This window comes from Clostridium sp. CM038 (assembly GCF_055081105.1).
In genome coordinates, this window is record NZ_CM143651.1 from 2,161,184 (window position 1) to 2,174,189 (window position 13,006).

The 13,006-nt window shown below is 31.3% G+C and carries 13 protein-coding genes; 4 read left to right on the top strand and 9 right to left on the bottom strand.

What is annotated here, in order from left to right; all coding sequences use genetic code 11:
• The first annotated feature begins 58 nt into the window (after positions 1 to 58).
• Entirely contained in the window at positions 59 to 1,408 is a 1,350-nt protein-coding gene (locus tag ACWJKS_RS09970) for an aminotransferase class V-fold PLP-dependent enzyme (protein WP_462959487.1), read from the top strand.
• A gap of 118 nt (positions 1,409 to 1,526) precedes the next feature.
• Here ACWJKS_RS09970 and ACWJKS_RS09975 read toward each other — a convergent pair whose 3' ends face one another.
• From ACWJKS_RS09975 to ACWJKS_RS09985, 3 genes are all read right to left on the bottom strand, one after another.
• Positions 1,527 to 2,333: an AEC family transporter gene (locus ACWJKS_RS09975; RefSeq protein WP_462959488.1), complete on the bottom strand. Its 807-nt coding sequence runs from the start codon at positions 2,331 to 2,333 to the stop codon at positions 1,527 to 1,529.
• 100 nt (positions 2,334 to 2,433) lie between these two features.
• Positions 2,434 to 3,198, bottom strand: coding sequence for a histidinol phosphate phosphatase (locus tag ACWJKS_RS09980; protein ID WP_462959489.1), 765 nt, complete (start codon positions 3,196 to 3,198; stop codon positions 2,434 to 2,436).
• A gap of 199 nt (positions 3,199 to 3,397) precedes the next feature.
• The gene (locus tag ACWJKS_RS09985) at positions 3,398 to 3,799 is read right to left on the bottom strand and encodes a hypothetical protein (protein ID WP_216302799.1); all 402 of its coding nucleotides are present in this window, start codon (positions 3,797 to 3,799) and stop codon (positions 3,398 to 3,400) included.
• Between the two features lie 135 nt (positions 3,800 to 3,934).
• On the opposite strand from ACWJKS_RS09985, the gene ACWJKS_RS09990 reads away from it, so the two are divergent.
• A complete protein-coding gene (locus ACWJKS_RS09990; protein ID WP_216302798.1) occupies positions 3,935 to 5,230 on the top strand; it encodes an ABC-2 transporter permease in 1,296 nt (431 codons plus the stop codon).
• Between the two features lie 139 nt (positions 5,231 to 5,369).
• Here ACWJKS_RS09990 and ACWJKS_RS09995 read toward each other — a convergent pair whose 3' ends face one another.
• Positions 5,370 to 6,599: a serine hydroxymethyltransferase gene (locus ACWJKS_RS09995; protein ID WP_462959490.1), complete on the bottom strand. Its 1,230-nt coding sequence runs from the start codon at positions 6,597 to 6,599 to the stop codon at positions 5,370 to 5,372.
• 418 nt (positions 6,600 to 7,017) lie between these two features.
• Here ACWJKS_RS09995 and ACWJKS_RS10000 point away from each other — a divergent pair, with 418 nt between their 5' ends.
• Entirely contained in the window at positions 7,018 to 7,791 is a 774-nt protein-coding gene (locus tag ACWJKS_RS10000; RefSeq protein ID WP_462959491.1) for a threonine/serine exporter family protein, read from the top strand.
• Positions 7,788 to 8,213: a threonine/serine exporter family protein gene (locus ACWJKS_RS10005; protein ID WP_216302795.1), complete on the top strand. Its 426-nt coding sequence runs from the start codon at positions 7,788 to 7,790 to the stop codon at positions 8,211 to 8,213. The genes ACWJKS_RS10000 and ACWJKS_RS10005 overlap by 4 nt, the downstream gene beginning before the upstream one ends.
• A 31-nt stretch (positions 8,214 to 8,244) precedes the next feature.
• Here the strand turns inward: ACWJKS_RS10005 and ACWJKS_RS10010 are convergent, their stop codons facing one another.
• The 5 genes from ACWJKS_RS10010 to dtd all read right to left on the bottom strand — a co-directional run bounded on the left by ACWJKS_RS10010 (position 8,245) and on the right by dtd (position 12,994).
• Positions 8,245 to 8,532 (bottom strand): metal-sensitive transcriptional regulator, encoded by a 288-nt coding sequence (locus ACWJKS_RS10010; protein WP_216302794.1) that lies wholly within the window; start codon positions 8,530 to 8,532, stop codon positions 8,245 to 8,247.
• A 73-nt stretch (positions 8,533 to 8,605) separates the two neighbouring features.
• Positions 8,606 to 10,387 (bottom strand): aspartate--tRNA ligase, encoded by a 1,782-nt coding sequence (gene aspS, locus ACWJKS_RS10015; protein ID WP_462959492.1) that lies wholly within the window; start codon positions 10,385 to 10,387, stop codon positions 8,606 to 8,608.
• A gap of 57 nt (positions 10,388 to 10,444) precedes the next feature.
• On the bottom strand, positions 10,445 to 11,872 hold the full coding sequence (locus ACWJKS_RS10020; RefSeq protein ID WP_216302792.1) for a coproporphyrinogen III oxidase: 1,428 nt from the start codon (positions 11,870 to 11,872) through the stop codon (positions 10,445 to 10,447).
• A 56-nt stretch (positions 11,873 to 11,928) separates the two neighbouring features.
• Positions 11,929 to 12,537, bottom strand: coding sequence for an MBL fold metallo-hydrolase (locus tag ACWJKS_RS10025; RefSeq protein ID WP_216302791.1), 609 nt, complete (start codon positions 12,535 to 12,537; stop codon positions 11,929 to 11,931).
• 10 nt (positions 12,538 to 12,547) lie between these two features.
• On the bottom strand, positions 12,548 to 12,994 hold the full coding sequence (dtd, locus tag ACWJKS_RS10030; protein ID WP_165412766.1) for a D-aminoacyl-tRNA deacylase: 447 nt from the start codon (positions 12,992 to 12,994) through the stop codon (positions 12,548 to 12,550).
• Positions 12,995 to 13,006: the final 12 nt, after the last annotated feature.

Consider the following 13,006-nt stretch of genomic DNA (forward strand, 5'->3'; position numbering starts at 1 on the left):
ACCTTTTCTTCGTAAGACTAATACTATATACTGTAAATAATTTTACGAGGAGGATTATATGTCTAGTAAAGATAATAGTCCAAGCTACAGGGGTTTGATACTTGGCATAAACAAAAAGGTACCCCTTATATCCGGAAAAAATGTTACTGCAATTAATTTTGATAATGCAGCAACTACACCTCCCTTTAAATCTGTCATGGAAGATATTATTGATTTTGCTCCGTGGTATTCCTCCATTCACCGTGGTGAAGGGTATAAGTCTCAACTAACTACTAGATTATATGACGATTCTAGAAATATCGTCAGCAAATTTGTTAATGCTGATTTTAATAATACAGTCATTTATGTTAAAAATTCCACAGAAGCCTTTAACAAGCTTTCCACCCTATTATACGATCCATATGAAAAAAATGTTATTCTAACAACGGATATGGAGCATCACTCAAACGACCTACCTTGGAGAGATAAATTTATTATCGATTATATATCCGTAGATGCGGATGGTCGCTTGTCCTTAGATGATTTAGAATCTAAGTTAAATAAATATAATAATCATATAAAATTAGTTACAATTACAGGTGCTTCAAATGTAACTGGATATAAAAACCCTATTTATGCTATCGCTAAATTAGTTCATAAATTTGGTTCAAAACTACTTGTGGACGGTGCACAATTAATACCCCACGCTCCTTTTATTATGAGTAATAAGAATTCAGAATATAATATAGATTTTTTAATATTCTCTGCTCATAAAATGTATGCCCCTTTTGGCACCGGTGTATTAATCGGTCCTAAAAATTTCTTAGATAAATGTGAGCCCGATTTAGTAGGCGGTGGCACAGTAGATATTGTTACTCATGATTTTATAAAATGGGATGACTCTCCTCAAAGGCATGAGGCTGGTTCCCCCAATGTTATAGGATCTATAGCTCTAGCATCTGCCATTAAAACATTGAATAAAATTGGTATGGACAACGTGGAATGTATTGAAAAAAAATTGACCGCATACGCTATTTTGAAAATGAAAAATATTCCAAACTTAAAAATCTATTGTGATACTTCTAAAGGAGTTGGCCGGGTTAGCATAATCCCCTTTAATATTTGCGGAATTCACCACGCCTTAGTTGCAAAAATACTTTCCTATGAATGGGGTATTTCAGTGAGAAGTGGGTGTTTTTGTGCTCAGCCATACCTTGCTAAGCTATTGAATATTTCTAATGAGTTTACACTTAATCTCATAACAAATCCTGATTTATGCCGTCCTGGAATGGTTAGAATCAGTTTTGGACTGTATAACACTTACTCAGAAATTGATACCCTAGCTTATGCTCTAAAGAAAATTTCATTAAACAAAAATTTTTATGTTACCAAATATGAAAATATGAAAAAAACCCTTTTTGATGTATAACTTCTAAACTCATTTACCGGTAAATAAAAATAATATACTTTAGTTTTTATCTGAAATTACAAAAAGACAAGTCTCATTATGCGGAGCTTGTCTCTTCTTAATTTTGTTTTTATTTACCCTATAAAAATAATATTACTATAGGTATAGTTATCCCAGAAATTATTGTAGTTATAAATACGCACTGTGATGCTAGCAACCCATCTCCACCGTATTTTTCAGCCATTATTCCAGTTATTACCGCTGCCGGCATTGCTTGCAGTATAACACATATGTTAAGTAACAATTCATCTACCTTTGAAAATTTTAACACTACGTAAACGATCATTGGAACTATTAAAAGTCTAACTACTGTAGCATAGTATATAGAAAAATCAGAAAAGATATTCTTAAATTGCATTTCCGCAAGCATTGAGCCAATAATTACTGCTATAAGCGCTGGATTTACCACTTCTTTCCTCATTGATTTAAAATCTTTTTCGCCAGTGTATAGCGTTATCCCTACTGTCCACACTAAAATGTTAAATGCAATATTGAAAATTGCTGCATAAAAAATGCCCTTTCCTCCATAAATGCTTTCAAGCACTGGATAACCCATAAACCCCGTATTAGAAAAAATTGTTATGAACCTAAATACTTGCTGTTTGTTTTTAGGAAGCTTAACGAAAAATATCTTACTAATAAATATTAAACTTATGTGTATTAAAAAAGAATATATTAAAATCTTTTGGGCATTATTAACCATCTCTGCTTCATATTTAATATTAAATGATGTAACTATCATAAATGGCAAAGTTATATTCAATAATAATTCCGATAGACCTTTATCAACTGCCTTATTAAGAAACTTCTTTTTCTTAGCATAAAAACCTACCGCCATAACAAAGAACAATGCGATAACTTGATTAATTAATTGGCTATTTTTCATTTTTGTCCTCCTTAGTTCAAAACATATCAGTAATTTACTATTAACCAAATAAAGGGGGACACTTATCAACTATTCATTAAAATAAAATACTTTTTCGCATTTAAATGTATTCCATTTTTCTTTTTTTAAAATACACCGGCTTGAGGTTACATATCTCGCATATCCTAGTAGCTTCTAAGAATCTTTTCCCAATATCCTCTGCATGATGAGCATCTGATCCTATGGTTACATATTTTCCTCCTATTTGGTTGTATGCTTTATAAATATTAAGCAAATTAATATATGCTTCCTTATTTCCTAATCTTCTAGTATTGATTTCCATTATTTTTCCATTATTTACTATAGCTTTTAAAACGTCATTTATATATTGATTAAATTCATGATAATGTATTTCCTTATCATTGAAAGTGGCATATCTAGATATATAGTCAATATGTCCTAAACTATCAATAAAGTCGTACTGTTTTATGCAATCAATCATACTTGAAAAATATTGCTCAAAAGCTTCTTTTTTAGTTTTACCTTCATAAAATTTCGGATTGAAAACATCTTCTCCTTTGGCTACATGTATAGATCCAATTATATAGTCAAAAGGATATTTACGAGCTATTTCTCTATTTTCCTCTAGGCAGATTAGTTGCATACCTATTTCAATCCCAAGCATAAACTTGCTACTTCTATACTTTTCATAATCATTAAGATATTTATTTATATCAAAAACAAAACCTGTTCCTGTTGGAAATTTCAAATCTAGATGCTCTGTAATAGTCATTCCTATTCCATTTTTCCTCGAATGCTCTAGAGCATACTGAATCTTCATTTGGGAGTCTGAAGAAAATTCTGTATGTATATGTGAGTCATTCATAAGCCATCCTCCTAGTATTCCTATATATAATGTAAAAGCTATTATTTACTTTTATCTATTTAATTGTATCATAGTTTATAAATATATAATTTTCAGTTAAATCATCTCCTGAGATTATGCACTAAAAAAAGGGATTATAAAATGTAATCCCTTCGTCTTCTTATGACTATTTAAATTTTAATAATCTACAATAAAAACTTTACCCTTTAACTCTATGATTCGTTTTTAATGTATCTCCTCCACCAGAGATTGTGGCATCATATGTTCCAGCCATAGTTCCCATGCTAACAACCCAATCAAATGTAGTAACCCCTGTACCATCAGTAGTACGCCATTGAATGACAGAGACTGTTTTATTTGCTAATTTATAAGAAGTCTTTATGTTGTATAATGTATTCGGTGTTCCTTGTATTGTTATAACACCTGTTTCTCCACGCTTAACAACTGATACCTCACTTATAATTTTTAATTGACTTTGAGATATTACAGATTGTTTTTGTGACATATTTAAATCTTCTACCATTGTTGCTACCTCAGTAGTACGATTGCACCCTATCATACACATACCTATTAATAAAACACATGCTATCTTAATTTTCATAACTCCACCTCTTCTTATATATTAAGATGCCCATATTCTTAATTATATATTTCAGTAAAATATTTTATAATTTGTAAATATATGTTATAATTTCATTTGCAGGAACAATAAAATTATAATGGGAGGATCATGTAAATGATTGAAATTTTAGATCAATTTAGCTCTACGTCTGGCCAATCTATTAAACTTATTGCTATCACATTATTTATTTTTGGAATTTTACAATGTTTCCTAGGGTATAAGATATTAAAATTTTGGATTGCTGTTTTTGGATTTTTAATATTTGGTATGCTAGGGGGATTAGTCAGCGTATTTATTATAGGAAGCTTAGGAGCGGGGATATTTTTCGGATTGCTATTCGCTATAGGAGGAGCTTTTATATCATTAAAGATATATAATGTAGGAGTTTTTACTCTTTGTGGTCTTATGGGATTTTTATTAGCTTATATGCTGACACAAAGTATTGCATTATCAATATTTACATCATTAGTGGTAGGTATTTTAAGTATATTTTTTGTAAAAACTGTAATTATTCTCTCCACCAGTGTTTCAGGTGGCTTCGCGGCTGGCATGAGTTTACTTATAATACTTAAAGCAGATAGTGATTTAGCTAATATACTTCTTAGTGTAGCCATTTCTATAGTTGGAGTATTGGTACAATTAACTTTACACAAAAACGCGACTAATTCAAATTCATGCTTCTCAAAAATTAACTCATCGCAGCCTAAAAGTCTTCCACTAGGAAATACTTTCTCTTCGAATATAAAAAACATAATAGAAATGGATAATTCCCTTGTGGCAAAAGAAGCAACTGGGGTAACTTTTGATGAAGTTTGTCAAAATCTTCTTGAAGTGCTTTATTCCTTTAAAGTCTTAAAAACTATTATGCCATTTATAGATTTCATTTTATATTTTGTAAGTTTTATATCCATTGCAATATCCATTTTCACTGACTTTATATGGATTAACAGTAGCGTAACAATATTATTGCTTGTAGGTGCCTTGTGCTTTATAAATAAAAAGTACATTGCTCTTTCTCTATCATTTGTAGTTATTACTATCTCGAAATTAATCATGTTAGCTAGCTCTTTGCCAAAAATACAGCATTCCAAATATAGTACTCCTTATGAATTAATAGACACGGCAATTATAGGATATATTGCATTTGAATCAATAAAGCACCTTTTAAAATCAGACGAGGGGATTTTATTAAAGAATAAACTACAAAATTTATTTCAAAAGCGAAATCACACTAACCATAATACTAACACATCACCTCAATCTGCAAATGGAATTAAAATCATGATAAGATGCCCAAATTGCACCGCACTTAATAGTGAGACTTCTGAAATCTGTAATAGTTGTGAATCAGTATTAATAGTTAACGATACTGCTGTGAACGACGCTGAAACCCAAGATATAAATGTGTAAAATCACAGAAACTAAAATATAAAAGTAATCAATAGTAATGTATAATGGAGTTAATATTTCTACTGCCATATTTTAATAAAGGGCACCTGCCAATAAGCATATGCCCTTCTCTACACACAAATATTATGTTTCTATTCCCCTAGTATAACGGGAATTTGCTACATAATTGTACTACTTTTTCTCTAATTGGTTCTAAGTTTCCTTCTCTATTTTCTAGAGTTTCATTTATAAGTTCAGCTATTTTTTTCATTTCTTCTTCTTTAAATCCTCTTGTAGTTACAGCAGGCGTACCAATTCTTATGCCGCTTGTAACAAATGGACTTAAAGTTTCATTTGGTACAGTATTTTTATTTACAGTAATACCTACAATATCTAATAACTTTTCAGCTGCTTTTCCAGTAATATCTTTGTTTGTTAATTCAATAAGTAAAAGATGGTTATCTGTACCTCCAGATACTAATTTAAATCCATATTTTGAAAGTTCTTCTCCCAATACCTTTGCATTTTTAACTACTTGGTCAATGTAAACTTTGAATTCTGGTTTAAGAGCTTCTCCAAAGCAAACAGCTTTAGCTGCAATAGTATGCATTAATGGTCCACCTTGCATTCCTGGGAAAATAGACTTGTCTACTTGTTTTGCATATTTTTCTTTACATAAAATTGCTCCACCTCTAGGTCCTCTTAGTGTTTTATGTGTTGTAGTAGTAACAAAATCAGCATATGGCACTGGAGACTCATGTGCTCCTGTTGCAACAAGTCCTGCTATATGAGCCATATCAACAAACATATATGCGTTTACTTCATCGCAAATTTCTCTAAATGCTGCAAAATCTATAGCTCTTGGGTAAGCAGACGCCCCAATAACTATCATTTTAGGGTTACGCTCTTTAGCTAAAGCTCTCACTTTTTCATAATCTATAGTTTCTGTTTCTAAATTAACACCGTAAGGAACGAAGTTATATAAAATCCCTGAAAAATTTACTAAACTACCATGAGTTAAGTGTCCACCATGACTCAAATTCATACCTAATACTGTATCTCCTGGCTTAAGCACTGAAAAATATACAGCCATGTTAGCTTGAGAACCTGAATGAGGTTGCACGTTAGCATGTTCTGCTCCAAAAAGTTCCTTCATTCTATCACGAGCTAAATTTTCTATTTTATCAACTACTTCACAACCACCATAATATCTTTTAGCAGGATATCCCTCTGCATATTTATTAGTTAATATAGAACCATTTGCTTCAAGTACAGCTCTGCTAACAACATTTTCAGAAGCTATTAGTTCAATATGATCCTCTTGCCTCGCATTTTCCTCTTTAATAATATCGTAAACCTTCAAATCATTGTTTTTTAAATATTCCGTCATGTCATATCCTTCCTCTCATCTTTTAGATTAAACAATTCACTAAACCGGTTTCATTAATAATTTAAAATAAATAAGAATAATACTCTAAAATTATATAAATATGTATTATACTTATATTATAAAAGTTAATGGCATATTTATCAACAAGAATATGAAAATCTTCTAATTTTTTTAATAACTATAATTATTATAGGATTTTCACACTTCTAATTCCATGGTCATATTATACACGTTTATGTATACGTATCAATTTACCTACTACAACTGCTAATAAATAATAATAATTTTTCAACTAATAATTATTTAATAGATTTATGGTATATAATAGTGTAGAAATTTTATTATATGCAATACAAAATTAAATATTTAAGCCTTATAATAGTCTACAAAAACTAATTTTATATTGAAAGGAGATAACATGCATATTGATGATATCATTCATGTAGCTACTGAAGCTGGTAAAATCATATTAGAAAATGGTGGAGAAACCTACAGGGTCGAGCAAACAATCACTATGATATGTAAATCCTATGGCATACCAATCACTGAAAGTTTTGTTACCCCTACTGGTATTATGGTTTCCATAACCAATAGTGAAAATAAAACTATATCATTAATTAGAAGAATAAATGTTAGAGCAATTAACCTTGGTAAGGTTGCCATGATTAACAATCTATCTAGAGAATTAGTTTCTAATCCATTATCTATGAGTGATATAAGAAAAAAAATTGATTATATAAATAATTTACCACCTTATTCTCCGAAGACCACCACATTTTTTTCTGCTATCTGCGCAGGATTTTTTACTTTACTTTTTGGTGGAAATTATAAGGACTTTTTTGTAGCCCTTATAATTGGGGCACTTATAAATTGTTTAAGTTTATTTTTAGAAAAATTAGATGTAAATAGCTTTCTAAAATACATGCTTGGTGGTTCTTTGGCTTCATTCATAGCCCTCTTAGCCAAGTCTTTATGTCTAGTAGGTAATATGGATACTATAATAATAGGATCTATAATGATACTAGCACCTGGCATTGCCATAACAAATGCAATAAGGGATACTATTGCTGGTGATTTAGTTTCTGGTATCTCTAGGACAATAGAATCTTTATTTATAGCCATTGCTATAGCTGCAGGCACAAGTATAGTTTTCAAAACATGGTTCTTATTATTTGGAGGTACTCTTATATGATTGTTAATTCTTTTTATGCTTTTTTAAGTTCTCTTAGTTTTGGAATACTATTTAATATTAGAGGTAAAAACTTAGTAATCGCCGCCCTTGGTGGAGGCATAAGCTGGTTCACCTATCTTCTTGCCTCAAGACTACAAGCTTCCATAGTTTTCTCATTATTCTTTGCCTCCATGGTTGGAAGTATTTACTCAGAAATAATGGCAAGAATATATAAAAATCCTGTGACTATATTTGTAATCTGCGCAATTATACCACTTGTACCCGGTGGTGGAATGTATTATTCTACTCTCGAGGCCGTAAAGGGTAATTTTAATGCTGCTCTATCCAAAGGTGCTGAAACTTTATTTAGCGCAATTTCAATTGCAATTGGAATTGTATTCGTATCCTCCATAAGTTCAATTTTCAAAAAAATAAAGAAGTAAAATTTAGTATCAAATTTTACTTCTTTATTTTTTACTTTAAAAACATAAGGAAAGTTGAAACTAACTCTTCGATTTTTTTTTCCTCTATTGCATCCTCTTCATGTATAAGACAGTTTTTTGTATATCTCTCTAAAACAAGAGCACCAACTTTATTCATAGCAGCTCTAGCTGCAGCAACTTGCACCAATATGTTTTTGCAGCAAGCTTCGCTGGAAACCATCTTTTCAATACCTTTAACCTGACCTTCAATTTTTCTTAGTCTCACTTGGATATCTTTTACTAATTCATCATTCATTGTTTTTTCTTTTTCATTTATCATTTTACCACTCCCCTATACAATATAGTGGACAATTGACAGTTAGTCACAAACAAATAAAAAATAAGCCAGTATCCTATTTCTCCGTGGCTTTTTTGATACCAAGTTCTTTAAGCTGTTTATCATCAACCATATTTGGAGCTTCACTCATTGGACAGTAAGCATTTTGATTCTTAGGAAATGCTATTACATCTTTAATGTTTTCAGTTCCTGCTAAGAACATTATCATTCTATCTAGTCCAAAAGCAAGGCCGCCGTGTGGTGGTGGACCGTATTTGAATGATTCTAGTAAGAATCCGAATCTTTCCCATGCTTTTTCCTGCGTAAATCCCAAAACTTTAAGCATAGTTTCTTGCAGTTTAGAATTATGTATTCTAATACTTCCTCCACCTAATTCTTCTCCGTTTAAGACTATATCATAAGCTTTAGCACGAACTCTGCCTGGCTCACTTTCTAGATACTGTAAATCTTCATCCATTGGCATCGTGAAGGGATGGTGTGCAGCAACATATCTATTTTCTTCTTCGCTATAATCAAATAATGGGAACTCTGTAACCCATACAAAGTTAAATTCTTTATTATCTTTTAAAATTTCAAGATCTTTAGCTACCTGTAATCTTAATGCCCCTAAAGACTGCAATGCAACGCTATCTTTTTCTGCAACAATAAGTACTAAATCTCCAGTTTTGGCGTCTACCTTATTTATAACAGATTGCATTTCTTCATCACTTAAAAATTTAGATATTGGCGATTTAATTCCATCTTCTTTATATGCAATCCAAGCAAGTCCTTTTGCTCTATAAGTCTTAACAAATTCACCTAATTTGTCTAACTTCTTTCTTCCCATATCTGCAGCATTACTAACCTTTATAGCTCGTACGCTGCCGCCATTATCTATGGCACCTTTAAATACTACGAATTCACATTCTTTTACCTCTTGGGTAATATCTTTTATTTCCATTCCAAATCTTAAATCTGGTTTATCTGATCCATATTTATCCATAGCTTCTTTATATGTAATTCTTTTTATAGGAAGTTTAACATCCTCATTTACAACTTCTTTAAATACTTTTTTAATTAAAGCCTCATTAACAGCTATAACATCTTCTTCTTCAACAAATGACATTTCTATATCTATTTGTGTAAACTCTGGTTGTCTATTTGATCTTAAATCTTCATCTCTAAAACATCTTGCTATTTGGAAGTACTTATCATATCCAGACACCATTAATAATTGTTTAAACAATTGTGGTGATTGTGGAAGTGCATAGAACATTCCTTTATAATTTCTGCTTGGGACTAAATAGTCGCGAGCACCCTCTGGAGTACTTTTTGTGAGCATAGGTGTTTCTATTTCTAAAAAACCATTCTCATCTAAAAAATCGCGAACAACCTTAGTTGTTTTATGGCGTATCATAAATATTTTTTGCATATCTGGTCTTCTTAAATCAAGATATCTGTATTTTAGACGTACGTTTTCTGAGGCATCTAAACCTTCTTTTATATATATAGGCGGAGTTTCTGATTCCGATAATATCTTTATGTTTTCACCTTTAACCTCTACAAGTCCTGTAGGCATATTTTCATTTGGAGACTGTCTTCTAATAAGTTCCCCAGTTACAGCAATACAGTATTCTGGTTTCACTAAATCTGCCTTTTGAAAAGCCTCTTTATTTATTTCTTCTCCAAATACTAATTGTAATAAACCTGTTCTATCTCTTAAGTCTATAAAAACAAGTCCTCCTAGATTTCTTTTTCTTTGAACCCAACCCATTACTGTTATTTTATTTGATATATGCGATTCCCTAAGATCACCACACATATTGGTTCTCTTTAAACCATCTAATGCTTCTGCCATTTTACTTCCTTCCTCTCTAAATACTATTTTTATTACTTATTTGTCAACTCTCAATTATCAATTATATAAAGTATTGAGCAGTTCAATTTTTTTATCAATCATCTCATCTACTCTTTTTACGTACTCTCTAACATCTTTGATATTGGCAAACCTTTCATGTCTGTTTTCCTCTAAAAAAACAACTTTACAAACTGCATCTGCACCAAGTGCAATAACTGTCTGTTTCTCCTCAATCATTTGAATATTGTATATTCCTTCTTTTCCAGGCGTTGTATATCCAATATTTTCCATATTGCCCACCATATTTTTCTGCCTATACATATAATACGGTTTCATATGAAGTTTTTTAGATAATTCAACAGTGTGCTCATACATTTGGTTTAATTCTTCTTGAGCTGGAACTTGAAACCTATAATTATTAAGCATATTTTCATGGAGTTTTGAAGCTCTTTTTATGGACATTCCATGAATTGTAATACTATCAGGTTTCATTTGGGATATTTTATCGCAAGTTCTTATTATATGTGAAATCTTCTCTCCCGGTAGCCCTACTATTAAATCCATATTTATATTATCAAAGCCTAGTTCCCTTGCCATAGCAAATTTTTCGTTAACACTATTTACAGAATGAGTTCTCCCAATCAATTCCAAAGTATCGTCGTTCATAGTTTGAGGATTTATGCTTATCCTATGTACTCCATACTTTTTCATTGTAGTTAACTTTTCAAAGGTAATACTATCTGGTCTTCCGCATTCTACTGTAAATTCACTCACATTATCATTTTGAATAAAAGCTTCATAAATACACTTCATTATAAATTCAAATTGCTCATCATTTACGGAAGTTGGAGTACCACCTCCAAAATATACACATTCAATGTTAAGCTTCTTACCTTTAACGTAATCACTTATCTCTTTAATTTCATGCGACAATGCCTCAAGGTAAGGTTCTACTATGTTTTTGCAACTGCTTATAGGATTAGATGCAAATGAACAGTATAAACAACGTGTAGGGCAAAAAGGCATACCAATATAAACACTTATATTGTCTTTCTCTTTGTTTACAATATTTTTTTCAAACTTTGCAACATCAATACAAAGCCGCGCCTTATCTTCCCTTGTAATATGTTTTTCTTTAAATTCAGCTATGATATCCTTCTCAGAAATATCCTTTTGGAGTAGCTCAAGAGCTCTTTTAGAAGGCCTAATTCCTATTAAAGTTCCCCACGGTAGCTCACGCGTTGTATCCTTTGAAAAATATAAGAAAACAGCTTTTTTAACCTCTTCTTTAAGTTTGTATAATTTATTAATTGTGTACTCAAAACTTTCAAAACCCTTTTGTATAACTACCATATCTTCTTTTACTTCAATATTAAAATCATAATTTTCTTCAACAAATTTAATATCTGGAAATAAAAAAAATAAATTTATGATTTGATATACATCATAATTAAATTCTGCGTTATTTAATTTTACCTTAATCATCCTAACTCCTTAATGAAACATAGCTTATAAAATTCCTTGTGCTATTATCCCTTATATTAATTCTGTAAAAATGGATTGTTTAATTTTTCATTATTTATCGTGCTACATGGTCCGTGACCAGGATACACTATAGTGTTCTCTGGCAGACATAAAAGCTTTGATTTTATACTAGTAATTATAGTATTAAAATCTCCTCCTGCAAAATCTGTTCTTCCGATTGAACCTGCAAAAAGAGTATCTCCGGTGAAAGCACAGTTTTTTATTAAAAAGCTCATACCACCAGGTGTATGTCCAGGTGTATCTATACATGTAATTTCCAAATTAGAAATTCTTATTATATCCCCATTCTTTAGTAACTTATCTGCTCCACCTTCAATAAGCGGCCCAAACAAATTTACGCCTTTAGTTATTAAATCATCGTCTTTTTTACTCATACACACTACTGCATTTGTGATGGTTTTAAGCTGCGCGACTCCTGATGTATGATCTAGATGTCCATGTGTCAATAGTATATACTTAACTTTTGCACCTATAGTATCTATGGCCTTAACAATATCATCCACATCTCCACCTGGGTCTAACACTATCGCTTCATTGGTGTTTTTATCCATTACAATATAACAATTTGATCCATATATTCCTGTAACAACTTTTCTAATTTCCATTTTAATCCTCCTAGAAGTCTTTTTTACTCTCTAAAAGTAAGGTTACTGGTCCATCATTCTGTATATAAACCTGCATATCTTCTCCAAAATCTCCAGTTTTAACTTTACCTAACACTTCACTACACTGCTTAACAAATTCTAAATATAATATTTCAGCTTGCTCTCCACCAAGAGCTCTCATAAAATTTGGTCTTCTACCTTTTCTGCAATCTCCATATAACGTAAATTGAGAAACTACAAGAAGTTCCCCCCCTACGTCTATTAATGACTTACTCATTTTCCCATCTTCTTCAAAAATCCTCAGGTTTAATATCTTATCCTTTAGGAATTTTATATCATCCTCCGTGTCGCCTTCGCAGATTCCAAGTAAAACATTTAATCCAAAACCTATTTCACTAACTAATTTACCACTAACTTCAACTTTTGATGATTTAACTCTTTGCACTACTGCTCTCATAAATATTCCTCT

Bases quoted from the DNA above. Each gene is read 5' to 3' on its own strand.
- ACWJKS_RS10020 (WP_216302792.1), bottom strand. From the start codon at position 11,872: ATGATTAAGGTAAAATTAAATAACGCAGAATTTAATTATGATGTATAT.
- ACWJKS_RS10000 (WP_462959491.1), top strand. From the start codon at position 7,018: ATGCATATTGATGATATCATTCATGTAGCTACTGAAGCTGGTAAAATC.
- ACWJKS_RS09990 (WP_216302798.1), top strand. From the start codon at position 3,935: ATGATTGAAATTTTAGATCAATTTAGCTCTACGTCTGGCCAATCTATT.
- ACWJKS_RS09980 (WP_462959489.1), bottom strand. From the start codon at position 3,198: ATGAATGACTCACATATACATACAGAATTTTCTTCAGACTCCCAAATG.
- ACWJKS_RS09970 (WP_462959487.1), top strand. From the start codon at position 59: ATGTCTAGTAAAGATAATAGTCCAAGCTACAGGGGTTTGATACTTGGC.
- ACWJKS_RS09985 (WP_216302799.1), bottom strand. From the start codon at position 3,799: ATGAAAATTAAGATAGCATGTGTTTTATTAATAGGTATGTGTATGATA.
- ACWJKS_RS10005 (WP_216302795.1), top strand. From the start codon at position 7,788: ATGATTGTTAATTCTTTTTATGCTTTTTTAAGTTCTCTTAGTTTTGGA.
- aspS (WP_462959492.1), bottom strand. From the start codon at position 10,387: ATGGCAGAAGCATTAGATGGTTTAAAGAGAACCAATATGTGTGGTGAT.
- dtd (WP_165412766.1), bottom strand. From the start codon at position 12,994: ATGAGAGCAGTAGTGCAAAGAGTTAAATCATCAAAAGTTGAAGTTAGT.
- ACWJKS_RS10025 (WP_216302791.1), bottom strand. From the start codon at position 12,537: ATGGAAATTAGAAAAGTTGTTACAGGAATATATGGATCAAATTGTTAT.
- ACWJKS_RS09975 (WP_462959488.1), bottom strand. From the start codon at position 2,333: ATGAAAAATAGCCAATTAATTAATCAAGTTATCGCATTGTTCTTTGTT.
- ACWJKS_RS10010 (WP_216302794.1), bottom strand. From the start codon at position 8,532: ATGATAAATGAAAAAGAAAAAACAATGAATGATGAATTAGTAAAAGAT.
- ACWJKS_RS09995 (WP_462959490.1), bottom strand. From the start codon at position 6,599: ATGACGGAATATTTAAAAAACAATGATTTGAAGGTTTACGATATTATT.